At 61.9% G+C, this 23,319-nt stretch carries 20 protein-coding genes; 10 read left to right on the top strand and 10 right to left on the bottom strand.

From position 1 onward, the window contains the following. The first annotated feature begins 30 nt into the window (after positions 1-30). The 3 genes from fdhD to N1078_RS04995 all read left to right on the top strand — a co-directional run bounded on the left by fdhD (position 31) and on the right by N1078_RS04995 (position 3,737). On the top strand, positions 31-825 hold the full coding sequence (gene fdhD / locus N1078_RS05005; RefSeq protein WP_274087101.1) for a formate dehydrogenase accessory sulfurtransferase FdhD: 795 nt from the start codon (positions 31-33) through the stop codon (positions 823-825). Next, on the top strand, positions 822-3,143 hold the full coding sequence (locus N1078_RS05000) for an FdhF/YdeP family oxidoreductase (RefSeq protein WP_274087100.1): 2,322 nt from the start codon (positions 822-824) through the stop codon (positions 3,141-3,143). The genes fdhD and N1078_RS05000 overlap by 4 nt, the downstream gene beginning before the upstream one ends. Positions 3,144-3,290: 147 nt before the next feature. Next, positions 3,291-3,737, top strand: a complete 447-nt coding sequence (locus N1078_RS04995) for a glycine zipper domain-containing protein (protein WP_274087099.1) — start codon at positions 3,291-3,293, stop codon at positions 3,735-3,737. 108 nt (positions 3,738-3,845) lie between these two features. Here the strand turns inward: N1078_RS04995 and N1078_RS04990 are convergent, their stop codons facing one another. From N1078_RS04990 to N1078_RS04975, 4 genes are all read right to left on the bottom strand, one after another. Beyond that, positions 3,846-4,289 carry an acyl-CoA thioesterase gene (locus N1078_RS04990; protein WP_274087098.1) on the bottom strand — a complete coding sequence of 148 codons (444 nt, stop codon included), beginning with the start codon at positions 4,287-4,289 and terminating at the stop codon, positions 3,846-3,848. 160 nt (positions 4,290-4,449) lie between these two features. Continuing rightward, the gene (locus tag N1078_RS04985) at positions 4,450-5,613 is read right to left on the bottom strand and encodes an iron-containing alcohol dehydrogenase (protein ID WP_274087097.1); all 1,164 of its coding nucleotides are present in this window, start codon (positions 5,611-5,613) and stop codon (positions 4,450-4,452) included. Positions 5,614-5,668: 55 nt separating this feature from the next. Beyond that, positions 5,669-7,429: an acyl-CoA dehydrogenase C-terminal domain-containing protein gene (locus N1078_RS04980; RefSeq protein WP_274087096.1), complete on the bottom strand. Its 1,761-nt coding sequence runs from the start codon at positions 7,427-7,429 to the stop codon at positions 5,669-5,671. After that, positions 7,426-8,664, bottom strand: coding sequence for a 3-hydroxyacyl-CoA dehydrogenase (locus N1078_RS04975; protein WP_274087095.1), 1,239 nt, complete (start codon positions 8,662-8,664; stop codon positions 7,426-7,428). Before N1078_RS04975 ends, N1078_RS04980 begins: the two co-directional genes overlap by 4 nt. A gap of 120 nt (positions 8,665-8,784) precedes the next feature. On the opposite strand from N1078_RS04975, the gene N1078_RS04970 reads away from it, so the two are divergent. After that, positions 8,785-9,687, top strand: coding sequence for a LysR family transcriptional regulator (locus N1078_RS04970; protein ID WP_274087094.1), 903 nt, complete (start codon positions 8,785-8,787; stop codon positions 9,685-9,687). Between the two features lie 101 nt (positions 9,688-9,788). Here N1078_RS04970 and N1078_RS04965 read toward each other — a convergent pair whose 3' ends face one another. The 3 genes from N1078_RS04965 to N1078_RS04955 form a co-directional block, all read right to left on the bottom strand. After that, positions 9,789-9,959, bottom strand: a complete 171-nt coding sequence (locus N1078_RS04965; RefSeq protein ID WP_274087093.1) for a hypothetical protein — start codon at positions 9,957-9,959, stop codon at positions 9,789-9,791. A 176-nt stretch (positions 9,960-10,135) separates the two neighbouring features. Then, positions 10,136-11,626, bottom strand: a complete 1,491-nt coding sequence (locus N1078_RS04960; protein ID WP_274087092.1) for a flavin-containing monooxygenase — start codon at positions 11,624-11,626, stop codon at positions 10,136-10,138. A gap of 160 nt (positions 11,627-11,786) precedes the next feature. Then, a complete protein-coding gene (locus N1078_RS04955; protein ID WP_274087091.1) occupies positions 11,787-12,389 on the bottom strand; it encodes a nitroreductase family protein in 603 nt (200 codons plus the stop codon). A 164-nt stretch (positions 12,390-12,553) separates the two neighbouring features. On the opposite strand from N1078_RS04955, the gene N1078_RS04950 reads away from it, so the two are divergent. The 6 genes from N1078_RS04950 (at position 12,554) to N1078_RS04925 (ending at position 17,848) form a co-directional block, all read left to right on the top strand. After that, positions 12,554-13,492, top strand: coding sequence for a class I SAM-dependent methyltransferase (locus N1078_RS04950; protein ID WP_274087090.1), 939 nt, complete (start codon positions 12,554-12,556; stop codon positions 13,490-13,492). A 67-nt stretch (positions 13,493-13,559) separates the two neighbouring features. Continuing rightward, positions 13,560-14,213, top strand: a complete 654-nt coding sequence (locus N1078_RS04945; RefSeq protein ID WP_274087089.1) for a DUF3313 domain-containing protein — start codon at positions 13,560-13,562, stop codon at positions 14,211-14,213. 178 nt (positions 14,214-14,391) lie between these two features. Beyond that, on the top strand, positions 14,392-15,537 hold the full coding sequence (locus N1078_RS04940; protein ID WP_274087088.1) for an MlaE family ABC transporter permease: 1,146 nt from the start codon (positions 14,392-14,394) through the stop codon (positions 15,535-15,537). Next, entirely contained in the window at positions 15,534-16,322 is a 789-nt protein-coding gene (locus tag N1078_RS04935; protein ID WP_274087087.1) for an ABC transporter ATP-binding protein, read from the top strand. The genes N1078_RS04940 and N1078_RS04935 overlap by 4 nt, the downstream gene beginning before the upstream one ends. Further along, positions 16,323-17,240, top strand: coding sequence for an MlaD family protein (locus N1078_RS04930; RefSeq protein WP_274087086.1), 918 nt, complete (start codon positions 16,323-16,325; stop codon positions 17,238-17,240). Beyond that, complete coding sequence (locus tag N1078_RS04925; RefSeq protein WP_274087085.1) at positions 17,237-17,848, top strand: ABC-type transport auxiliary lipoprotein family protein; 612 nt, start codon at positions 17,237-17,239, stop codon at positions 17,846-17,848. Before N1078_RS04930 ends, N1078_RS04925 begins: the two co-directional genes overlap by 4 nt. A gap of 55 nt (positions 17,849-17,903) precedes the next feature. Here N1078_RS04925 and N1078_RS04920 read toward each other — a convergent pair whose 3' ends face one another. From N1078_RS04920 to hslO, 3 genes are all read right to left on the bottom strand, one after another. Next, complete coding sequence (locus N1078_RS04920; protein ID WP_274087084.1) at positions 17,904-19,832, bottom strand: RecQ family ATP-dependent DNA helicase; 1,929 nt, start codon at positions 19,830-19,832, stop codon at positions 17,904-17,906. 746 nt (positions 19,833-20,578) lie between these two features. Continuing rightward, the gene (locus N1078_RS04915) at positions 20,579-22,120 is read right to left on the bottom strand and encodes a phosphoenolpyruvate carboxykinase (RefSeq protein WP_274087083.1); all 1,542 of its coding nucleotides are present in this window, start codon (positions 22,118-22,120) and stop codon (positions 20,579-20,581) included. Positions 22,121-22,279: 159 nt separating this feature from the next. After that, entirely contained in the window at positions 22,280-23,167 is an 888-nt protein-coding gene (gene hslO / locus N1078_RS04910) for an Hsp33 family molecular chaperone HslO (RefSeq protein WP_274087082.1), read from the bottom strand. Positions 23,168-23,319 lie beyond the last annotated feature (152 nt).

Below are 23,319 nucleotides of genomic sequence, written 5' to 3'. Positions count from 1 at the left end.
CTCAGCGCTCAGCAAGCGAATGCCACGCCAGTGCCTGCGCCCACCTACAGCTATGTCGAACTGGCAAACGAACCGCTGGAAGGCGCGGCCGCACTGGCCAGCGAGACCGCCCTGGCGATCAGCTACAACGGCATCAGCCACAGCGTGATGATGGTTTCGCCCAGCGATCTAGAAGACTTTATCTATGGCTTCAGCCTGAGCGCCGGCCTGATCGATTCGCTCGATGACATCTACGACATCAGCCTCCAGCAGCACGACAGCGCCATCAGCGCCGACGTGCAGGTCAGTAACCGCGCTTTCTGGTCGCTCAAGCAGCAGCGCCGTACCTTAGCCGGTAACAGCGGCTGCGGCCTGTGCGGGGTCGAAGCGCTAGAGCAGGCGCTGCCGCAGCTGCAAAACCTACCGTCTAGCCCACTGCCCGCCCCGGCTCACCTGCAGGGCCTGCGTCAGCGCATTCAAACAGCACAAACCATGGCCCGTCACAGCGGCGCCGTGCACGCGGCATTGTTTGTCGATGCTCAAGGGCAGATCCGCCTGTGCCGCGAAGACATCGGCCGGCATAACGCCCTCGACAAGCTGCTCGGAGCCCTGCACCGCGACGGTCAAGACCTGCGCCAGGGCTTTGCCGTGGTCACCAGCCGCTGCAGCCTGGAGCTGATTCACAAAGCACTGCGCGCCGGTATCGGCACCCTGGTCAGCCTGTCGGCACCGACCAGCCTGAGCGTGCAATGGGCACGTCAGCACAACCTCAATCTGATCCATATTCCCCAGCAGAGCGCACCACGGGTGTACAGCCCGGCAGCGCCCGGAGCCAAACAGCCATGAGCCTGCAACCGATCAAGCCACGTTATCAACCTTACAAAGGTGCCGCTGCCGGCTGGGGCGCGCTGCGCAGCGTCACGCACTTCTGGCTGGACAGTAAGCAGCCGTTCAAAAACCTCCGTGCCCTGCTCAAGACCAATCAGCACGGCGGTTTCGACTGCCCCGGCTGCGCCTGGGGCGACTCGCCGGAAGACGGCCACATCAAGTTTTGTGAGAACGGCGCCAAGGCGGTCAACTGGGAAGCCACCAAACGCCGTGTGGATACGGCCTTCTTCGCCCGTTACAGCGTCAGCCAGCTGCGTGAGCAGAGCGATTACTGGCTCGAATACCAGGGCCGCCTGACCGAACCAATGCGCTATGACGCCGCCAGCGATCACTACCAACCGATCAGCTGGGACGCCGCCTTCGCCCTGATCGCCGAGCACCTGAAGGGGCTGGAAAGCCCTAACCAGGCTGAGTTCTATACCTCCGGCCGGGCCAGCAACGAAGCGGCTTATCTGTATCAACTGTTTGTCCGCGCCTTTGGCAGCAACAACTTCCCTGACTGCTCAAACATGTGCCACGAAGCCAGCGGCGTGGCCCTCGGCCAGAGCGTGGGTGTGGGCAAGGGCAGCGTGACCTTTGCCGACTTTGAACACAGCGATGCGATCTTCGTGCTCGGGCAAAACCCCGGCACCAACCACCCGCGCATGCTCGAACCGCTGCGTGAGGCAGTCAAACGTGGCGCCCAGGTGGTGTGTTTTAACCCGTTAAAAGAGCGCGGACTGGAGCGTTTTCAGCATCCGCAGCATGCCCTGGAAATGCTCACCAACGGCTCCGAACCGTTGAATACCGCATTCTTCCGCCCAGCCCTGGGCGGTGATTTAGCCGCCCTGCGCGGCATGGCCAAATTCCTCCTGCAGTGGCACCGCGAAGCGCTGGCCAACGGCGAGCCGGCGGTTTTCGACCTGGCGTTTATTGCCGAACACACCGACGGCGTGGATGACTACCTGGCGCTGCTGGATGCCAGCAGCTGGGAGTCGCTGGTCGAGCAGTCCGGCCTGACCCTGGATGATTTGCAGCACGCGGCCCTGCTCTACCGCCGCGCCGAGCGGGTGATCATCTGCTGGGCCATGGGCATCACCCAGCACCACAACTCGGTGGCGACCATCCAGGAAATCGTCAACCTGCAGCTGCTGCGCGGCAACCTCGGGCGGCCCGGCGCCGGCCTGTGCCCGGTGCGCGGCCACAGCAACGTGCAGGGCGACCGCACCATGGGCATCAATGAGCGCCCGCCGGCAGCATTTCTCGACGCACTGGAGCAGCGCTTTCAGTTCCAGGTCCCGCGCGCGCAGGGTCACAACACGGTTGAAGCGATCAACGCCATGCTCGATGGCCACGCCAAGGTGTTTATCGGCCTGGGCGGTAACTTCGCCCAAGCCACCCCGGATAGCCCGCGCAGCCATGTAGCACTGAGCCGTTGCGCACTGACCGTGCAAATCAGCACCAAGCTCAACCGCAGCCACCTGACCACCGGCACGGATGCACTGATTCTGCCGTGCCTAGGCCGCACCGACATCGACCACCAGGCGGATGGCCCACAAGCCGTGACCGTGGAAGACTCATTCAGCATGATCCACGCCTCCTATGGCCAGCTCGAACCGCTGTCGGCGCAGATGCGTTCGGAGCCGGCGATCATTGCCGGTATCGCCAAAGCCACGCTGGGTAACCATCCCGTCGAGTGGGACACGCTGATTGCCGATTACAGCCGCATCCGCGAGCTGATTGCCGACACCATTCCCGGCTTTAGCGACTTCAACCAGCGCGTGCAGCACCCTGGCGGCTTTTACCTAGGCAACGCGGCCGGCGAACGCCGCTGGCTGACCGCCAACCACAAGGCCAACTTCAAAGCCAACCCACTGCCCACCGACCTGCTGCCACCACAGGTACGCAACACCGGGCAAACGCCGGACCTGATCCTGCAAACCCTGCGCTCCCACGACCAGTACAACACCACCATTTATGGCCTGGATGATCGCTACCGTGGGGTCAAAGGCCAGCGCCAGGTGCTGTTCGTCAATGAAGCCGACATCCTGCGCCTGGGCTTTCAGCCGGGGCAGAAGGTCGACATTCAGTCCATTTGGGATGACGGCATCGAGCGCAAGGTCGTTGGTTTCACCCTGTTGGCCTTCGACATTCCCGCCGGCCAGGCGGCGGCGTACTACCCGGAGGCCAATCCATTGGTGCCGCTGCAGAGCTTTGGCGCGGGTAGTTTCACCCCAACTTCGAAGTACGTGGCGATCCGTTTGCAGGCGCATCACGCCGAGGCGCGCATTATTTAATCTCGGCTTGTGTGGCGGCGATCACAGCGGCGACCAACGGCAGGGAATTTTTTCCTGCAATTGACTCTAAGACTGGGAGCGAACACTTCACCCTTTAAAACCAAAGGCTTAGATCCGCATCCCACTGACATCAAGAAGGTCTGCCGTATGCGTACATTATGTTCTGCGCTGATATTCAGCGCCTTGGTCTGCCCCCTGGCCATGGCTGGCGATACCGGCAAGGTCGCCATCGGCAGCGGCCTTGGCGGAGTCTTAGGTAATGTAATTGGCCAACAGGTTGGCGGCAGCACCGGCGCTGCGATTGGCGCGGGCCTGGGTGGCGCAGCCGGCGGCGTGGTAACCGCGCGCGACGGCAACAAGACTGAAGCCGCACTGGGCGGCGGGCTGGGTGCCGCCGGTGGCTCGGTACTGGGTAATACGGTCGGCGGTAGCACCGGCTCACTCATCGGTGCAGGCCTGGGCGGCGCAGCCGGTGGCGCGCTGGCCAATGAATACGCCGGCGGTAGTAATGGTGACCGTCGTCACGATCGCGGCCATTACCACGACCACAAACACAAGAAACATAAAAAGCATAGAAAACACAGGCACCACTGAGTCGCCCGTGTAGACAGCAAAAAGCCGCTCACCAGCGGCTTTTTTTGTTTGTACAGGAAGCGCCGAGCGCCCCCCTGCTTTAACGCAGCGGCCGTGTAAAAGCGCTGCCTATGCAGCCGCCTCTACCAACAACAGCGTCAGCGCCGCGCGCAGGGTCTCGGGAATACTCAGCGGGCGGTTGCTGCTGCGATCGACAAAAACGTGCACGAAACGCCCCGCCGCACAGGCCTCATCCTCGCCGTCCTTGAACACCGCCAGCTCGTACTGCACCGAGCTGTTGCCCAGTTTGCCAACGCGCAGGCCGATCTCGATACGCTCGGGAAAAGCGATAGAGGCGAAATAATCGCAGCTGGAGCTGACCACAAAGCCGACCACAGCGCCGCTATGAATATCCAGGCCGCCGACCTCGATCAGGTAGGTGTTCACCGCACTGTCGAAGAAGCTGTAGTAGGTGACATTGTTTACATGGCCGTAGACATCATTGTCATGCCAGCGCGTGGTGATCGGCTGGAAGTGCCGGTAATCGCTACGCAAGTGTTGGGGTTGGCTCATCGGGAATCCTTGTAGTTAGCGGGAAGCACAGCGCCCATGCTTTTGTAGGAACGGCTGGGCGGCACTCCGGCTTGCCCGCGATTTTACGTGGCACCTCGACCGCCAATGGCGGCCAAGGCCGCTCCTATAAGTCGAGATCGCTTACAGATACCAGACAGCCTTAATAAGCCACCTGATAGATGGCCAGTGCATGGGCCTCGGTCATCTCGCGCGGGTTATTCACCAGCAGGCGTTGCTGCAACATCGCATCGCGGGCCAGGGTCGGCAGCATATCCTGCGGCACACCGGCATCACGCAGGCAGGTGGGCAGGCCGCTGCGCACGCTGAAGTCGGCCAAGGCGGCAATCAACTGCTCGGTCTGCTGCAGCGCACTGCCAGCACGCAGGGCATCACCCAACACCAGCGGCGCCAGCTCGGCATACAGCGGCGCGGCCACGCTGGCGTTAAAGCCCAGCACATGCGGCAGCACCAGTGCGTTACTCAGGCCGTGGGGAATATGAAAGTGCCCGCCCAGCGGATACGCCAGCGCATGCACCGCCGCCACCGGCGCGTTGGCAAACGCCTGCCCGGCCAGGCAGGAGCCGAGCAGCATGGCCTGACGCGCCTCGCGGTTAGCGCCGTTGTGCACCACTTCATCCAGATTACCCGCCAACAGGCGCAGCGCCTCTCGGGCCAGCAAGTCGGACAGCGGGTTCTTCTTCAGCGCGCTGGTGTAGGCCTCAATCGCGTGGACCATGGCATCGATACCGGTGGCCGCTGTCACCGCCGGCGGCAGACCGAGGGTCAGCTCAGCATCCAATACGGCCACCTCGGGCAATAGCAACGGTGAGACCACGCCCATCTTGGTGGTTGCCCCGGTGGTGATAATGGAAATCGGCGTGACCTCCGAACCGGTGCCGGCGGTGGTCGGCACGAGAATCAGCGGCAGGCGCGGCCCCCGAGCATTGCCGACGCCGTACATCTGCGCCAATGCCTGACTGCACTCAGGGTGCGCCAAGAGCGCCACCAGCTTGGCCACATCCATCGAGCTGCCGCCCCCAAAGCCGACAATCAACTGCGCCTTGAGCGCCTTGGCCTGCTCCACTGCCGCCAGCAGGATGGCTTCGGGCGGGTCAGCCACCACCTGATCGAACACCTCAACACTCACATCCGCCGCGGCAAAACCGGGCAATACCTCGTCGAGCAAACCCAGCTTGCTGATGCCGGGATCAGTGACGATCAGCACTCGCTGCGCACCGCGCTCTCGGCACAGTTCGGCCAAGCGCCGCGACGCGCCGATTTCGCAGAGGATCTGCGCAGTGGTGGCAAAGCTAAAGGGCAGCATGGGGCGTCCTCTTGTTGTAATAAGTTACGGGCGTCTTGAACTCAGCCTACGCGCTTTAGAACGCAAAGCTCGCCTCATCCATCGCCATCAAACAGGCCGCCCCGCCGAGCAGCGCCTCGCGATGGGCGCTGGCACGCGGCAGAACTCTACGCAGATAAAAATCGGCCGCCTGCAGCTTAGCCTGGTAAAAGGCCGCCTCGCCGGTACCCGCCTCCAATGCATCTTGCGCCCGCGCTGCAGCCTGCAGCCAGAAGCCAGCCAGCAACACATAGGCCGAATACTGGAGGAAATCCACCGACACCGCGCCAATCTCCTGCACATCGCGCTGGCTGGCGGCAATCACCGCGCTGCTCAGCTCGCGCCATTCGCACAGACGCGCCTGCACGCTTTTGGCCAACGCCGCCAGCGGCGGTCGGCCGGCCTGGGCGTCGCACAGCTCGCTGAATTCAGCCTGCAGCGCCGACAGTTCGGCACCACCGTCGCCGAGCACCTTGCGGCGGATATAGTCCAGCGCCTGAATGCCGTTGGTGCCCTCATACAACTGGGTAATACGGCTATCGCGCATCAGTTGCTCGATGCCCCACTCGCGGATAAAACCGTGACCGCCGTACACCTGCACGGCGTGGCTGGCGACTTCCTGGCCCATGTCGGTAAAGAAGGCTTTGACGATCGGGATCAGTAGTGCCGCGCGCTTGCTGGCGGCCTTGCGTGCGGCGGCGTCCGGGTGAGCGTGTTCCAGATCAAGCTGGCGCGCGCAGTAAACCGCGAGCATACGACTGCCTTCGACCAGGCTCTTCTGCGTCAGCAGCATGCGCCGCACATCAGGGTGAACGATAATCGGGTCGGCCGCCTTGCCCGGCTCGGCCGGACCACTCAGGGCACGCGACTGCAGGCGCTCGCGGGCATAACGTAGCGCGCCCTGGAAGGCCGCTTCGCCAATGCCTAGCCCCTGCAAACCGACCTGAAAGCGTGCGTCGTTCATCATGGTGAACATGCAGGCCAGGCCCTGGTTGGCTTCGCCAATCAGCCAGCCTGTGGCGCCGTCGAAGTTCATCACGCAGGTGGACGCGCCCTTGATGCCCATCTTGTGCTCGATGGCCCCACAGGACAGCGCGTTGCGCGCGCCCGGCGTGCCGTCGACAGCGGCGATAAATTTCGGCACCAGCAGCAGGCTGATACCCTTCACCCCGGCTGGCGCATCCGGCAGACGCGCCAGCACCAAATGAATGATGTTTTCCGAAAGGTCCTGCTCGCCGCCGCTGATAAAAATCTTGCTGCCGCTGACCTTGAAGCTGCCGTCGGCTTGCCGCTCGGCCTTGGTACGCAGCAAAGCCAGGTCGGTGCCGGCCCATTGGCCACTAACCAGCTTATGCAGGTAAGTGTCTTTCAGCGTTTCGCTGCCATGTTTGTACAGCGCCAGCACCGCACCCTCGGTCAGCCCGGAATACACGCGGAACGACAGCGAAGCGCCCATCAGCATCTCGTGGAAGTTGCACGCGAGCATCTGCGGCAGTGCCTGGCCACCGTACTCGCTCGGCCCGGTCATGCTCGCCCAGCCGTTATCAACGTATTGCTGATAGGCCTCGGCAAAACCGTCCGGGGTGCTCACCTGGCCATCACTCAGCTGACAACCCTGTTCGTCGCTGTTGCGATTCAACGGCGCCACCACCTCGGCGGTGTAACGCGCGCCCTCTTCCAGCACGCCGTCGATCAGCTCGCGGTCGAGACCGTTACCGAGCAGCTCGCAGTGACTGCTGATATCGAACAGCTCATGCAACACAAAGCGCATATCGCGCAGTGGGGCTTGATAGCTCATAAGCGGCCCTCCTGAACATCAGCAAAGCGCTGGCCGCTGGCCGCCAGTTGCTCGATCAAGCGCGCCGGCAACCAGTGCTCACCGAACGCGGCCTGCAGCGTCTTCAAGCGGTCATGAATAGCCGCCACACCCTGGCTGTCGGCCCAACTCATCGGCCCCCCCTTGTCGGCCGGGAAGCCGTAGCCGTTGAGGTAGACCAGATCGATGTCGTGACTGTTGGCCGCAATATTCTCTTCGAGGATTTTCGCGCCCTCGTTGACCAGCGCCAGCAGGCAACGCTCGAGAATTTCCTTAGGGCCTATCTCGCGGCGGACGAAGCCCAGTTGCTCGGACACCTGCAGCACCAAGGCATCTACCTCGGGGTCGTGCTCGGCCTGGCGACTGCCTTCGGCGTAGCGGTAATAACCCATGCGCGCCTTTTGCCCGAAACGGCCAAGGCCGCACAGACGGTTATCCACCTGCACCGCCGGATCATCCTGGCCCTTGCCGGCCAGTTCACGGGCGCGCCATTCCAGGTCGATGCCGACCACATCGTACATGCGGAACGGGCCCATGGCGAAACCGAAGCCCTGCAACGCAGCGTCCACCTGATGCGGATAGGCGCCTTCGAGCAGCAGCATGCGCGCCTCGCGCACATAGGTGTGCAGCATGCGGTTGCCGATAAAACCGTCGCAGTTACCGGCCGCCACAGTCACTTTGCCAATACGCTGACCCAGCTCGACGGCGGCCTCCAGCACGGCCTTGGCGGTTTTCTCGCCCCGGACGATTTCCAGCAATTTCATAATGTGCGCCGGGCTGAAGAAGTGCAGGCCCAAGACCTGTTCGGGGCGTTTGGTCACAGCGGCAATCGCATCGATATCCAGCGCCGAGGTGTTACTGGCGAGGATCGCGCTCGGCTTCAGGGTGGCATCGAGGGTACGGAAGATCTGCTGCTTGAGTTCGAGGTTCTCGTACACCGCCTCAATCACCAGGTCAGCATCCGCCAGCGCGGCGTACTCGCTCACCGGGGTGACGCAGGCCAGGCGCGCGGCCGACTGTTCGGCGCTGATCCGCCCGAGCTTGAGGTTATGCGCATTGGTCTCGGCCACCACGGCCATGGCCTGTTCGAGCATCTGCGGGTTGTTGTCCAGCCACAGCACCTGAAGACCGGCGTTGGCCAGGCTCATGACAATACCGCGGCCCATGGTTCCGGCGCCGATCACGGCGACCTGCTGAATGCTGACTACCTTGCTCATGGCCAATCCTCTTAGTGGCGGTGACAGAAAACCCGCACGGGCGAAATAAATTCGTCTGCCACCATAGGCAAGGCGTTACTATTTTTGAAATTTAGTCTTGTGATAAGTCGTATTCAGTAGATGAATATCTCAACCTTCGATCTCAACCTGCTGCGCGTGTTCGATGCCTTGATGCGCGAGCAGAATGTCTCCCGCGCCGCCGAACGCCTGTCGCTCAGTCAGCCAGCGGTAAGTAATGCCCTGAGTCGCCTGCGCGAACTGCTCGATGACCCGCTGTTAGTACGGGTTGGCCGCAGCATGCAACCGACACCGCGCGCCCAGGCACTGGAAACCCCGATACGCGCCGCGCTGCAGCAGATCGAGCAGAGCCTCAACGCCGGCGAGGTGTTCGACCCGGCCAGCAGCCGTCAGCACTTCAATATTGCGGTCACTGATTACGTCGAATTGATCTGCATGCCGCGCTTACTGGAGCAGCTCAGCCAGCAAGCCCCCGGCATGCGCATCGACATTCGCCACCTGACGCCAAACCTACCGGCCGAAGCGCTGGATAAAGGTGAGCTGGACGTGGTGGTGGGCCGCTTTGAGGAGATTCCCGCGCGCTTTTCTCGCCAGCACTGGATGAGCGAAACCCTGCAACTGGCGGTGCGCCGTGATCATCCGTTGGCGGCCGGCCCCATGGATCTACCGACCTTTCTGCAACTGCGCCACCTGTGGGTGCACGGCGGCCAGACCCGCGGCATGGTGGACCAATGGTTGGGCGAACAGGGCTTGTGTCGGGAGATCCTCTACAGCACGCCCAACTACCTGCAGGCCGCGCATGTGGTTGCCAGTAGCGAACTGGCCGCGGTGCTGCCGACGCAACTGGCCCGCCACTTTGCCGGCCTGTTGCCGTTGCAGTTGTTCGAGCTGCCGTTCGCCCTCGGCCCGTTTCACCTGGAGATCATCAGCTTGGCCCAACGCCAGCGCGACCCGGCGCTGCATTGGTTGATCGAACAGATCAGCTCCATTGCCCAGCCTCACTGAGCTATCTGTAGCGTAATAACGCCGGCGCAAAGTAATGCCTAGAAAAAAGGCCGCTGCCGATCAGCGATGATCAACAGCGGCCCGAGAAACCTTAGCCAAGTCTAGAACGTACCATCACCAATCAGCATGCCGTGCATGACCCTGTAGCTCTTGCGGCCGGACTGCAGTGTCAACGGATTACGCCCGGCAATTACCCAGCCCTTGGCCAGCAGCTGGTCTATATGGGCCCGCAGCTCAGGTAGATAGCGCTGCTCTTGTTGAAGCGATTCCATTCCACTCATCCTCTAAAGGCGTCATCTGCAACAACCCGGCACGCCCGGCTATTCATCCATTAACACGGTCGAAACAATAGCGGCCTAATGCCAGTAATAGAAGCGATATTAGGCCACATTCCTGTAGGCATATCGCACCACCAAACTATGGCGTCTGGCTTACACAGTTATAGAGTCTAGACCGCTGTGGCGCTGGCATTGGCTGGATCGACCTGCGGTGAACTAAACGCCAGATAATCGTCTTCCACCTTGCCATAGCGCAGCAGCGCCAAATCCAGCAGGTAGTTCTGGTAGAGCTTCCAGGGTGCGCGGTCGCCCTGGCTGGGAATCTTACCGGCCGCACGCTGGATATAGCCCGAGGCCAGGTCGAGAAACGGCGCTTCCTTGACCTGCCGCGCCGGGTCGCGCGGTGTGCACTGGCGCATACCGGTGGCGTCCATGTGGTTGATCAGGCGGCAGTAATACTCGCTGGAAAGGTCCGCCTTGAGCGTCCAGCTGGCGTTGGTGTAACCCAGTACCACCGCCACATTCGGCAGATCGCGCAGCATGATGCCGCGATAGCCCATGCTCTCGGCTGCCTCAAAGGGCACACCATCCACCGCCACCTGCATGCCGCCAAACAGCTGCAACTCCAGCCCCGTGGCACTGATGATCACATCCGCTGGCAGTTCCTCACCGGTTTTCAGGCGGATGCCCTTGGCGGTCAGGCCATCAATGCGCTCGGTCACTACCGAGGCTTTGCCTTCGCGCAGCGCCGTGAACAAGTCACCATTGGGTACGACACACACCCGCTCATCCCAAGGTTTGTAGCGCGGGCTGAAATGGCGCATGTCGACATCCGCACCGAGCTGGCGCTTAGCCAGCCCCAGCAGCAACTTGCGCACCAGGCTGGGCCAGACTTTGGCGAGGCTGTAAAACGCCATCTGCATGGCCACATTGCGCGTGCGAGCCAGCCGGTACACCCAGGTTTGCGGTAGAAAGCGGCGCAGGAAAGCGGCAAGCGGATCGCCCTGCGGCAGGCTCACCACATAGCTCGGCGAGCGTTGCAGCATGGTCACGTGCTTGGCCTTGTCGGTCATCGCCGGGACTAGGGTGACGGCCGTTGCACCGCTGCCGATTACCACGACATTTTTGCCGCTATAGTCGAAATCCTCCGGCCATAACTGCGGATGAACAAACACTCCCTGAAACTGTTCACGGCCTTTGAATTCAGGGGTGTAGCCCGCCTCGTAACGGTAATAACCGGTGCACATCAGCAGGTGTTGGCAGCTGAATTTGAGCGGTTCGGCGTCCTCGCCACGCTGCACCTGCAGAGTCCAGATGGCGCGCTCGCTGCACCAGTCGGCCTTGAGCACCCGGTGTTGAAATCGAATCTTTTCCTGAATGCCGTTTTCCCAGGCGGTTTCCTCGATATAACGGCGGATCGACGGGCCGTCGGCGATGGCCTGCGGGCTGGTCCAGGGTTTGAAGTTGTAGCCGAGGGTGAACATGTCCGAGTCGGAACGGATACCCGGATAACGAAACAAGTCCCAGGTGCCGCCCAGTGCTGACCGGCCTTCGAGGATGGCGAAGCGTTTACCGAGGCAATGCGTCATCAGGTGGTAGGCCGCACCGACGCCAGACAGGCCGGCGCCAATGATCAAAACGTCCAGATGTTCAACAGACATGGGGGCTCCTTGGGCTTCTTCTTATGCACGACGGGCCACGTGCGGTCAGCCCGTCGTGCTGCCAGAGTCACCTCAAGCAGCGCTTTTGTCACCCCATCTTTCGGCTGTGCATAACCGAGGCGGCGCCCGCTAATGAGTGAAGCGTGAGCGCCAATAGCGATTAGAAGGTGTTACGCAGCACCACCTCGTTAAACGGCAGCTTGCCGATACGTGGTTTCGGCTCGATGGTTTTCTTGCCAACCGCGACCATCAAGGCAATCACATGATTGGCCGGCAGGTTGATCAGCTTGGCCACGGCATCGAAATCGAAACCATCCATCGGGCAGGAGTCCAGGCCCTTGCCACGCGCGGCCAGCATCAGTGTTTGTGCCAGCAAGCCACAACTGCGCATGGTTTCGTCACGCTGCACCTGCGGTTTGTCGCGGTAATAGGTGTCGATAGCACCGCTCATATAAGCCTGCACCTCCTCGGGCGCACCTTCCCAAACGCGGCCGACATTTTGCTCCCAGCTATCAACTTGGGCACAGACCACCACCAACATCGAGGCATCGGTCACCTGCGCTTGACCCCAGGCCACTTCACGCAGCTGCTGACGCAGGGCTGGGTCGCTGACCTCGACCAGGCGCACATGTTGCAGGTTGAACGCCGATGGCGCATGCAGCGCCAGTTGCAGCAGTTCGTCCTTCTCGGCGTTGCTGAGGGTAAATGCCGGGTCATAGCCTTTGACGGCGCGACGGCTGCGGATGGCTTCATCGATATGCATGGAGGAGTACCTTCAACGTGGCTCGGAAAGCGCTCATGCTAGGCAGCTGTCATGGCGAATACCAAACGCCTTTACCGATAACATTCATCGACAACAACGATCCCCACGCCACGAGCGGGTCGGCTGCCTGTAAAATCGTCGCCTTCTTCGACCGACCGCCCGCCATGACTCCCGACGCTCTCGCCACCCTGCACCAACACCTGCTCATCGCCCTGAACCCTGCGCCCGAGGAAACCCGTCGCCTGTTTCACGGCCGCGGGCGCTGTTGGCCGGGGCTGGAGCAGGTCACGGTGGATTGGCTGCAAGGCGTGCTGCTGGTCGCCCTGTTCAAACCGCTGGGCGATGCCGAACTGCAGGCGCTGCAAGCCATGCTGCTAGACCTCAGCCAGAGCACGGCTTGGCAACAGAGCGGCGCGCACAGCCTGTTACTCCAGCAGCGCTACCTGCCCGAAAGCCCAACCCAGTGGCTGCTCGGTGAGCCGATTGAACACTGGGATATCTGCGAGCACGGCCTGAAATATCGCCTCGACCTTGGCCGCAAGCAGAACACCGGGCTGTTTCTCGACATGCGCTACGGCCGTCAATGGGTGCAGGCAAACGCGGCGGGCAAACGCGTGCTCAACCTGTTCGCCTACACCTGCGGCTTCTCGGTGGCCGCGCTGGCCGGTGGTGCCGCACACGTGGTCAACCTGGACATGGCCAAGGCGGCGCTCAGCCGTGGCCGCGATAACCACCGGCTGAACCAGCACGACCTCAGCCAGGTGGTGTTTCTGGGGCATGACCTGTTCAAGTCCTGGGGCAAGGTGGCCAAGTACGGCCCCTACGACCTGATCATCATCGACCCACCGTCGTTTCAGCGCGGCAGCTTTGTGCTCAGCAAAGACTACCCAAAAGTCCTGCGCCGTCTGCCCGAACTGCTCAACGCCCATGGCAAAGTGCTGGCCTGCAGCAACGAGCCGGAGATCGGCCCCGACTACCTGATCCAAGCCATGGCCAGCGAGGCCCCTGAGCTGCGTTTTGACGAGCGCCTGAGTAACCCACCGGAGTTCCCAGACAGTCAGCCGGACAGTGCGCTAAAGGCCTTGGTGTTCCACAAAACCTAGGGCCTGCAGTGGAGACGGCTGAGGGCTGGTCTACAGTTAGGCAACCCGCCCTTATGAGATCACCGCAATGATGCTCAAAACCCTCGGCCTTGCCTTGTCCGCCAGCGTGTTACTGGCCGGTTGCGCCAGCAACACCCCAACCCCCTCGCAATATTCAGGCTTTCTCAGCGACTACTCACAACTGCAACCCACGCAGTCGCCCAGCGGCGCGACGGTGATGCGCTGGATAGCGCCCGACTTCCAACTCGCGAATTACAGCTCGGTACTGGTGGAAAAACCGCTGTTCTACCCCGCCCCCACACCCAGCGCACAGGTCAGCCAGCAAACCTTGAATGACATCGCCAACTACCTGCAGCAAGCCATACGCCTTGAATTGGCCGGCCGGATGCGAATTGTCGAGCAGGCCGATCGGGACACCCTGGTACTGCGCAGCGCAATCACCGCGGTGAACCTTTCACCGGAGGGGCTCAAGGTTTATGAAGTGATCCCTGTTGCCCTGGTTGCTGCGGCCGCCAGCACCGCAGCCGGCACGCGCGACCTGAACACGGAAGTTTATGTTGAGCTGGAAGCCATCGATGGCAGCAATAGCAAGCCGATGGTCCGCGTGGTGCGCAAAGGCCATGGCCTGCAGCTGGAGAACGACAGCACCCAGCTGCGCCTCGATGACATCACCCCGGCGCTGGATACCTGGGCCAAAGACGCCCGCGACTTCAAACGCTGAATCCCGCCGCTGCAGCCAACGGCTGCAGCACTTCTCCAGGGCCGCAATGGCCCCTATCCACCGTGCACTGATAACCATCTCGCGGAGCGCCGATCAATCGGCCCCGGCGAACCCGCGTGATCATGCACGTCCCTCGTGAATATGGGCGCAATACCCGCGACAAGGTTAAGCTGTGCCCATGAGCACAGCCCCCTATATCACCCCGCTTGAACCCAACCGCACGGATGCGCCCTCAGGCTTGCGCATCGGTGGCGACTGGACGCTGGCACATTACGCCCACCTGGAAGCTAACGTGCTGCAGCTGCGTGGCACCCTGCACAGCGCGGCCAGCATTGACCTGCAAGACCTGGGCGCGCTGGACACCGCCGGTGCCGCGTTGCTGGTGGAATTACTCGGCAGCCAGCGCCTGGCCCAGCTGGCCAAGGATGCACCGGGCCTGGCCAGCGAACGCCGCGCCTTGCTGCAAGCGGTGGGCAGCGCCATTGCCGAGGCCGGTGATGCCATGCCGGGCAAACACATACCCGCCTGGCGCGAGTTCTTCGGGCAGATCGGCCAAGCCCTGGCAGAGCTCTGGCAGCAAGGTGTCGCGCTACTGGGCTTTATCGGCCTGACCCTGGCGGCGATGGCCTCCATCACCCTGCGCCCCGGCCGCTGGCGCATGACCTCGCTGGTCGCCCACCTGCAGCAGAGCGGCCTGAATGCCGTGCCCATCGTCGCCCTGCTGACCTTTCTGGTCGGCGCGGTGGTGGCCTTTCTCGGCGCCACGGTGCTCGCCGATTTTGGTGCGAGCATCTACACGGTCGACCTGGTGGCGTTCTCCTTCCTGCGTGAGTTTGGCGTGTTGCTTACGGCCATCCTCATGGCCGGGCGCACCGCCAGCGCCTTTACCGCGCAAATCGGCTCGATGAAGGCCAACGAGGAAATCGACGCCATCCGCACCCTGGGCTTGAGCCCCATGGAGCTGCTGGTGCTACCACGGGTGTTCGCCCTGCTGATCGCCCTGCCGATCCTGACCTTTATCGCCATGCTCAGCGGCATCCTCGGTGGCGCGGTGGTCTGCGCCCTGAGCCTGGATATTTCGCCGGCCATGTACCTGGCCATGCTGCAGGAAAACATCGCACTGAAACACTTCCTGGTCGGTATGGCCAAAGCGCCGCTGTTTGCCTTCCTGATCGCCGTGATCGGCTGTCTGGAAGGCTTCAAGGTCACGGGCAGCGCGCAGTCGGTGGGCGAGCGCACCACCTCCAGCGTGGTCCAGTCGATCTTCGTGGTGATCGTGCTCGATGCCTTGGCCGCGCTATTTCTGATGGAGATGGGCTGGTGACGGGCGAAGCGATTATCGAAGTACGCAATCTGGTCAACCGCTTCGGCGCACAGACCGTGCATCAGGACCTGGCCCTGGATCTGTATCGCGGCGAAGTGCTGGGCGTGGTCGGTGGCTCCGGCACCGGTAAGTCGGTGCTGCTGCGCAGCATTCTCGGCCTGCGCTGCGCCAACGCCGGCACGGTGAAAGTATTTGGTGAAGAACTGCTGAGCCTGCCGCCCGAGCGCCGCTCGCAACTGGAACGACGCTTCGGCGTGCTCTACCAGCGCGGCGCGTTGTTTTCCTCGCTGACCGTGACCGAAAACATCGCCCTGCCGCTGATTGAACATGCCGGCCTAACGCGCCCGGCGGCCGAACGCCTGGCCCAGGTCAAACTGGCATTGGTCGGCCTGCCGCGCGAGGCCGGCGACAAATACCCCACCGAATTGTCCGGCGGCATGATCAAACGCGCCGCGCTGGGCCGCGCACTGGCTCTGGAGCCGGACATCCTGTTTCTCGATGAACCCACCGCTGGCCTCGACCCGATTGGCGCGGCGGCCTTCGATCAATTGATCCTGACCCTGCGTGATGCGCTGGGCCTCAGCGTGTTTCTGGTCACCCATGACCTCGACACGCTCTACACCATCTGCGATCGGGTGGCTGTGCTGGCGGAAAAACGCGTACTGGTGGCCGACCGCCTGGATGTGGTGGCCGCCACCGATAACCCTTGGATTCACGACTATTTTCACGGCCCGCGCGGACGCGCAGCCGAACAGGCGGCCAACGGCGCGCCAGGGAGAAACTGAATGGAACCGCGTGCCCACCACGTATTAATTGGCCTGTTTGCCGTACTGATGGTTGCCGCCGCCCTGGGCTTTGCCCTGTGGCTGAGCAAAGCCAACTCGGACCAGGACCTGCGCGACTACGACGTGATCTTCAACGAGGCGGTCAGCGGTCTGTCTAAAGGCAGCGTGGTGCAATACAGCGGCATCAAGGTGGGCGACGTGATCAGCCTGCGCCTTGACCCGCAGGATCCGCGCAAGGTCCGCGCGCATATCCGGGTCGACGCCAATACCCCGATCAAACAAGACACCCGCGCCCGCCTGTCTATTACTGGCATTACCGGCGCGGCGCTGATCCAGCTGCACGGCGGCAGCCCAGACAGCCCGATACTCGAAAGCCAGGGCAACAAACGCGTGGAAATCATCGCCGATCCCTCGCCGTTGTCGCGCTTGATGGCCAACGGCGAAGACATGCTGATCAGCATCACCCGCCTGCTCGACCGCGCCAATCAACTGTTCTCCCGTGAAAATGTCGGGCGCATTTCGCGCACCCTGGAAAACATCGAACAAACCAGCGCCAGCGTTGCCGACCAGCGCGACGAGCTGCGCCAAGCCCTGCAACAGATGACCAGCGCCAGCCAGGAAGCCGTCGACCTGATGCGCAACGCCAACCAGTTGCTCAGCGGCCAGGGCCGCGAAGCGATGGACAGCGCCAGCCGCCTGATGGCCTCACTGGAGCGCAGCAGCACGACCGTCGAGCAGTTGCTGAGCACCAACCGCAGCGCCCTCGACGGCGGCATGCAGGGGGTTGCCGAACTCGGCCCAACCATTATCGAACTGCGCGAAACCCTCAGCAGCCTGCGCACCTTCGCCCGCCGCCTGGAGGAAGACCCGGCCGGCTACCTGCTGCGCAGCGACACCATCAAGGAGTTTCAACCATGAGCCCTCTTCGTCTGCTCGCCGCCCTGCTGTTGCTTGGCAGCCTGAGCGCCTGCTCGGTGTTACCGAAAAGCCAGGTGTTGAGCACCTACCGCCTGCCTGCCACGAGCCTGCCCAGCCAACCCGCCAGCGCCGACTGGGCCTTACGGGTGAACACGCCGTATAGCAGCCAATTGCTCGACAGCACGCGGATTGCCGTCGTGCCGCCGGGTGACCAGATCAGCGCTTACCAGGGCGTACGCTGGAGCGACCGCGCGCCACTGCTGCTGCGCGACCGCCTGGTCGACGCCTTCCGCGATGACGGCCGCCTTAAAGCAGTGAGCAGCGATGAAAGCCGCCTGCAAGCTGACCTGGAGCTGGACGGTGACCTGCGCGCCTTTAACAGCGAATACCAAAACGGCCGCCCCGTCGTGCGCATTCTGTTCGAGGCGCGCCTGGTGGACAGTAGCAGCCGGCGCATCCTCGCCAGCCAGCGCTTCGAGGCCAACCAGGCCGCCGGCGATACCTCAGTACCGGCCGTGGTCAGCGCCTTTGGCCTGGCCGGCGATCAACTGGCGCGCGATGTTCTGCAGTGGACCCTGACTCAGGGACAGGCGGCGCAGCAGAAATAAACGCAATTTCCGCAACGCCGACGCTGATGGAGCGGGCTAGCCGGCCGAATAGCGGCTAGCCATTCTGCTCAGCCAGCCACGCGCGCACCTCGGCATAGGGATAGTTCTCCAGCGCCGCAAAGCCGCCCACCTGGCGCGCCTTGAGCTTGGTAAACAGCGGCACGCTGATACCGCAGAGAAAGCGCGTCAGGCACTCGCCGCTAGGCTCGCGGCCTTTGAGTTCCTGATATTTGCGCCCAAAACTGTCACATAGCCCGTGGACATCCTGTTCAGCCAAAGGCGGCAAAGCCGGCGGCGCGGGCAGGCGGGCCACCTGCCCACGGCATACCGAGCAGTGCCCGCAATGCTGCGGCGCATTGGCGTCACCGAAGTAAGCGGCCAAACGCTGGCTCAGGCACTGCTCGCGAGCAAACAGCGCGAGCATGGCGTGAATCCGGCGAATCTCACTGGCTTCCTGCTGGCTGAAATAACCGTGCAATTCGGCGCTCAGTGCGGCCGGATCAAACGCGGGGTCAAGCAAGGCGTAGACCTCGGTCATCTGCTTACTTTCCAGCTCGATCCAGCCCTTTTCCTGAAAGTAATCCAGCGCCTTGATCACCCGGCCGCGCTCGGCTTGGTGCTGCCCGTAGAGCTGGTCGAAATCCACCGTGCACCAGGTGCGCGCGCGCTGTGAGGTGCTGATCAGCGCCTCGACAAACTGCCGCCGCTCGCCGTCGAACTTCTCCAGCAGCACCTCAGGCTCCAGCAGGTATTTGAAGCGATACTCGGCGAAATAGGCGTAGCGCGGCGCGATGATGCCACGCAGCTCCAGCTGCACCAGCAGGGTTTTCAGCGGCAGTTGGCGGATATTGCTCTGCTCGGACAGCTGATTGAGCATCAGCTCCCATTCGCCGTTCTGGCTGCTGGCCAGCAGCTCATCGAGCACGCAACGAATGCCCTCCAACTCCGGCGTATCGCCGTAAACGAAGTTCTCCAGCACATTGAGGCTGTCGCGGTTGGCGAGCACCAGGCAGTCCGATGACTGGCCATCGCGGCCGGCGCGGCCGATTTCCTGGCTGTAGTTCTCGATGGATTTGGGTAGGTCAAAGTGCACCACGTTGCGGATGTCACTCTTGTCGATGCCCATGCCGAAGGCGATGGTGGCAACGATGCAGTTGATCTGCCCGGCCATAAACTGACGCTGGATCGCCTCACGCGTCTCATGCGGCATCCCAGCGTGGTAGGCGCTGGCGGCAATGCCGCGCTGGCTCAGGCGTGCAGCCACTTGCTCGGCAGTTTTTTGCTGAGTGACGTAGACGATGCTCGGCTGCCCGGCCTTGGCCCCCAGCCACTGCTGCAAACGCTGCTGTTTATCGGCACCACTGACCGGCTCGACCAGCAGATTGAGGTTGGCCCGGTAGAAACCGGTGGTGACCACATCATCCGCCGCAATGGCGAACTTCTTCTGCATATCGGCAATCACCGGTGGCGTGGCCGTGGCGGTGAGCAGTAGCACCTGCGGTATGCCGAACTGGCGCTGGTAGTCCGGCAGCTTGAGGTAATCCGGGCGGAAGTTATGCCCCCACTCGGAGATGCAGTGAGCCTCGTCGATCACCAAAAGGGAAATCGGCACCTGGGCGATAAAGTTGCGGAAGCGCTCATTCTTCAGCCGTTCAACCGAGATCATCAGAATCTTCAGCTCGCCGGATTTCGCCTTAGCCATGACCTCAGAGGCCTGCTCGCGGCTTTGCGCCGAGTCGATACTGGCGGCGCTGATGCCACGGCCATGCAGAAACGCCAGCTGGTCCTGCATCAACGCCAACAAGGGCGAGACCACCAGGGTCAGGTGCGGCAGGTGCAGCGCCGGCAGCTGGTAGCACAACGATTTACCTGAACCGGTGGGGAAAATCGCCGCCGCCGAACGCCCCGCCAGCACCGCAGTCACCACCCGTTCTTGGCCTGGGCGCAGCTGTTGAAAGCCAAATACGCGTTCGAGGGTACTCATAGCGGTTACTCCATTGACCGCAACGGCGGTAAACAACAATTAAGACCTACAGGACATTGCGCTATTACCAATCCAACTAATGCCGCCGGCATTGCTGGGTTACATTGAATGCATATAGGCAAAGAAAGGGGACGAGTATGCAGGTATCTGGTTTCAACGGCAGCTTGCCGGTTACCAACTAGATCGCTCATCAGGACCAAATGGCCGCACACATCACTCCACCAACACGGAGTGGCGCCCGCAGATGGCGGGCTGATGGGAACAACGGTTGGTAGCCTGCCTGTTCGCCGTGAGCTGTGCCGACCGAAGGCTAACGCTGCCATACAACTCGAAAGCCCCAGCGCTGCCTGTGACACATCGACACCTATCTGGCGCTAGCCAGCCATGCACAAGTCGACAGCCACAGGGTATACGCACTGGAAATGGCCTGAGTTGCCAACCCGTTAAGCCTGAGGCCCGAAGCAACTACATAGCCACACTGAGGCCGTGAAGAGCGGCCACCCGAGCAAGATGCACTGCACCGTTAGACCACGTGCTTAATCTGCTTACAGATACGCACAAAAAGCCACCTCAAGGTGGCTTTTCCGTTTTTATTGCCGCGACAAAAAATTGGAGGGGCTTTAGCCGCGACGACTCCTCAGATCGAAAGCTCGCCGCTAAAGCACCTCCCACAGGTTATCGCTGTGATTGCCCGAAATAAAAAAACCGCCGGTGAAGGCGGTTTTTTTCAACGTACGAGCAACAGCTTAGAGCTGTGGACCCGCGTTGCGGATGGCATCGGACACGTCGAACTTTTTAAAGTTCTCGATGAACAAGCCCGCCAGCCCTTTAGCGGCTTCGTCGTAGGCGTTCTGGTCTGCCCAGGTGTTGCGTGGGTTGAGCAGGTTTGTTTCAACACCTGGCACCGACTTCGGCACGCTCAGGTTGATGATCGGCAACTGCTCGGTTTCAGTACCGATCAGCGCACCGCTTTGAATTGCGGCGATCACGCCACGGGTGGTCGGGATGTTGAAACGCTTGCCAACCCCGTAGCCACCGCCGGTCCAGCCGGTGTTGACCAGATAGACCTTGGAACCAAAGCCGCGGATGCGCTTGATCAGCAATTCTGCGTATTCGCCGGCTGGACGCGGGAAGAACGGTGCGCCGAAGCAGGTGGAGAAGGTCGACTTGATACCGCTGCCGCTGCCCATTTCGGTGGAACCGACCAGCGCGGTGTAACCGGAGAGGAAGTGATAAGCCGCTTGCTCTTCGTTGAGGATCGACACGGGCGGAAGCACGCCGGTCAGGTCGCAAGTCAGGAAGATCACCGCATTCGGCTCACCACCGAGGTTCTTCTCGCTACGCTTTTCAACGTGGGTCAGCGGGTAAGCGGCGCGGCTGTTCTGCGTCAGGCTGTCGTCGGCGTAGTTCGGTACGCGGTTCTCGTCGAGCACGACGTTTTCCAGTACGGCGCCAAACTGGATAGCTTTCCAGATAACCGGCTCGTTCTTCTCGGACAGGTCGATGCACTTGGCATAGCAACCGCCTTCGATGTTGAACACCACGCCCACGCCCCAGCCGTGCTCGTCGTCACCGATCAGGTAACGGCTCGGGTCAGCCGACAGGGTGGTCTTGCCGGTGCCGGACAGGCCGAAGAACAGGGTCACGTCGCCTTCTTCACCGATGTTGGCGGCGCAATGCATCGGCAGTACGTCGGCGTCTGGCAGCAGGAAGTTCTGCACGCTGAACATGGCCTTCTTCATCTCGCCGGCGTAACGCATGCCTGCGATCAGAACTTTTTTGGCGGCAAAGTTGATGATCACGCAACCATCGGAGTTAGTGCCGTCACGCTCTGGCACGCACTCGAAGTTGGCCACGTTGAGCACTTGCCACTCATCTTTGCCCGCCGGGTTGAACGACTCGGGGTTGATGAACAGGCAGCGGCCGAACAGGTTCTGCCACGCCGTCGCGGTGGTCATCTTGACCGGCAAGTAGTGTGCCTCGGCAGAACCTACATGCACGTGGGAGACGAAACTGTCCTGGGCATCGGAGAACGCCTGAACGCGATCCCACAGGGCGTCGAACTTGTCGGCCGGGAACGGACGGTTGATCGCGCCCCAGGCGATTTTCGCCTCGGTGCTCGGCTCTTGCACGATGAAGCGGTCAGCCGGCGAACGACCAGTGCGATGGCCAGTGCGAACAACCAGCGAGCCATTAGCGGCCAGCTCGCCTTCACCGCGACGAAGGGCTTCTTCGACCAGTTGGGCAGCGCTGATGTCGGTGTGCACGGCGGTGTTGGCTTGCGTCATGTGGGTCCCCGTCGGCCACGTGGCCGAGTCTTCCAAACGTTTTGTAGTAGAAAGTGGAGCACTACTACAGCGAAAAAAGTGCGCCGGATTATGCCAGAAAAGCAGGTTGCAGGTGCAGCCTCTGATCAGACCACCGCGGCGCAGTGTGCAGTCATGGGTTTAGTGGCGCGTATCCGACGGTACCTCACTGCTGCCGTCGAGAAACAGCTGCAGTACATCCGCCGCATCAAACAGGTAGCGCTCGTTGCAGAACTGGCAGTCAATTTCCACGCTGCCACCATGCTCCTGCACCAGTGCTTCGGCATCTTCCTGGCCGAGGCTGACCAGCGCACGACTGGAACGCTCACGCGAGCAGCTGCAGCGAAATTGCAGCGCGCGCGGGTCAAAGAGGCGCAGTGCTTCCTGGTGATACAGGCGGTGCAGCAGGGTTTCGTTATCCAGGCCAAGCAGCTCTTCAGTTTTCACGGTATCAGCCAAAGCCAGGGCGTGCTGCCAGCTGGCTTCGCGCTCATCATCGTCCTTCAGGCGGTCGGCCGGCAGCTGCTGCAGCAGCAAACCACGCGCACACTGACCATCGGCGCTGAGCCAAAACCGCGTGGATAACTGCTCGGAGGTGTTGAAGTAGTTGGTCAGGCAGTCGGCCAGGGTGTCACCCTCAAGATCGACGATACCCTGATAACGCTGTCCGGCCTTCGGGTCGACGGTTATGGCCAACACACCGTCGGGCATCAACTCACGCAAGCTGGCATCGGCACCGATCTGCTCAGCGTTATAGCGCGCAATACCGCGCAACTCGCCCTCGCTGGAGCACTCCACCATCAACAGCGGCACCGCACCGGAGGAACGCGCCTGCAGAATCAGCAGCCCCTCAAATTTTAGTGTGCCAATCAGCAGGGAGGCGGCAGCAAGCAGCTCACCCAGCAGTTGGGCGACCGGTTGCGGGTAGGCGTGCTTGGCCAGGACGTGGCTGTAGCTGTCGGTCAAGCCAACCAGCTCACCACGGATATCGCTGTCGTCGAACAAGAAGCGTTGGGAAAAATCAGACATGCCAATTTCACTGAATGTGACTCGGCCGGCAATTTTAGGCGCAAACGCCCGCCCGACCAAGCGCCTCTTATCTATCAGCCTGGCGGGTAAAGGCTATCGATAGCCACGCACATCACAGTTAGCGGCCAAAAACGGCCTGAAGCTTTGCAATT

The organism is Pseudomonas sp. MIL19 (assembly GCF_028680365.1).
GTDB lineage: Bacteria > Pseudomonadota > Gammaproteobacteria > Pseudomonadales > Pseudomonadaceae > Aquipseudomonas > Aquipseudomonas spirodelae.
The sequence above is the reverse complement of the archived record's forward strand: the minus strand, read 5'-3'. Positions and strand labels throughout refer to the sequence as shown.

Coding starts and splice junctions, on each gene's coding strand:
- N1078_RS04955 (WP_274087091.1), bottom strand. CDS start 12,389: ATGCATATCGATGAAGCCATCCGCAGCCGTCGCGCCGTCAAAGGCTAT.
- N1078_RS04940 (WP_274087088.1), top strand. CDS start 14,392: ATGAGCACAGCCCCCTATATCACCCCGCTTGAACCCAACCGCACGGAT.
- N1078_RS04995 (WP_274087099.1), top strand. CDS start 3,291: ATGCGTACATTATGTTCTGCGCTGATATTCAGCGCCTTGGTCTGCCCC.
- N1078_RS04975 (WP_274087095.1), bottom strand. CDS start 8,664: ATGAGCAAGGTAGTCAGCATTCAGCAGGTCGCCGTGATCGGCGCCGGA.
- N1078_RS04990 (WP_274087098.1), bottom strand. CDS start 4,289: ATGAGCCAACCCCAACACTTGCGTAGCGATTACCGGCACTTCCAGCCG.
- N1078_RS04970 (WP_274087094.1), top strand. CDS start 8,785: ATGAATATCTCAACCTTCGATCTCAACCTGCTGCGCGTGTTCGATGCC.
- N1078_RS05000 (WP_274087100.1), top strand. CDS start 822: ATGAGCCTGCAACCGATCAAGCCACGTTATCAACCTTACAAAGGTGCC.
- N1078_RS04925 (WP_274087085.1), top strand. CDS start 17,237: ATGAGCCCTCTTCGTCTGCTCGCCGCCCTGCTGTTGCTTGGCAGCCTG.
- N1078_RS04930 (WP_274087086.1), top strand. CDS start 16,323: ATGGAACCGCGTGCCCACCACGTATTAATTGGCCTGTTTGCCGTACTG.
- hslO (WP_274087082.1), bottom strand. CDS start 23,167: ATGTCTGATTTTTCCCAACGCTTCTTGTTCGACGACAGCGATATCCGT.
- N1078_RS04950 (WP_274087090.1), top strand. CDS start 12,554: ATGACTCCCGACGCTCTCGCCACCCTGCACCAACACCTGCTCATCGCC.
- N1078_RS04915 (WP_274087083.1), bottom strand. CDS start 22,120: ATGACGCAAGCCAACACCGCCGTGCACACCGACATCAGCGCTGCCCAA.
- N1078_RS04960 (WP_274087092.1), bottom strand. CDS start 11,626: ATGTCTGTTGAACATCTGGACGTTTTGATCATTGGCGCCGGCCTGTCT.
- N1078_RS04980 (WP_274087096.1), bottom strand. CDS start 7,429: ATGAGCTATCAAGCCCCACTGCGCGATATGCGCTTTGTGTTGCATGAG.
- N1078_RS04985 (WP_274087097.1), bottom strand. CDS start 5,613: ATGCTGCCCTTTAGCTTTGCCACCACTGCGCAGATCCTCTGCGAAATC.
- N1078_RS04965 (WP_274087093.1), bottom strand. CDS start 9,959: ATGGAATCGCTTCAACAAGAGCAGCGCTATCTACCTGAGCTGCGGGCC.
- N1078_RS04920 (WP_274087084.1), bottom strand. CDS start 19,832: ATGAGTACCCTCGAACGCGTATTTGGCTTTCAACAGCTGCGCCCAGGC.
- N1078_RS04945 (WP_274087089.1), top strand. CDS start 13,560: ATGATGCTCAAAACCCTCGGCCTTGCCTTGTCCGCCAGCGTGTTACTG.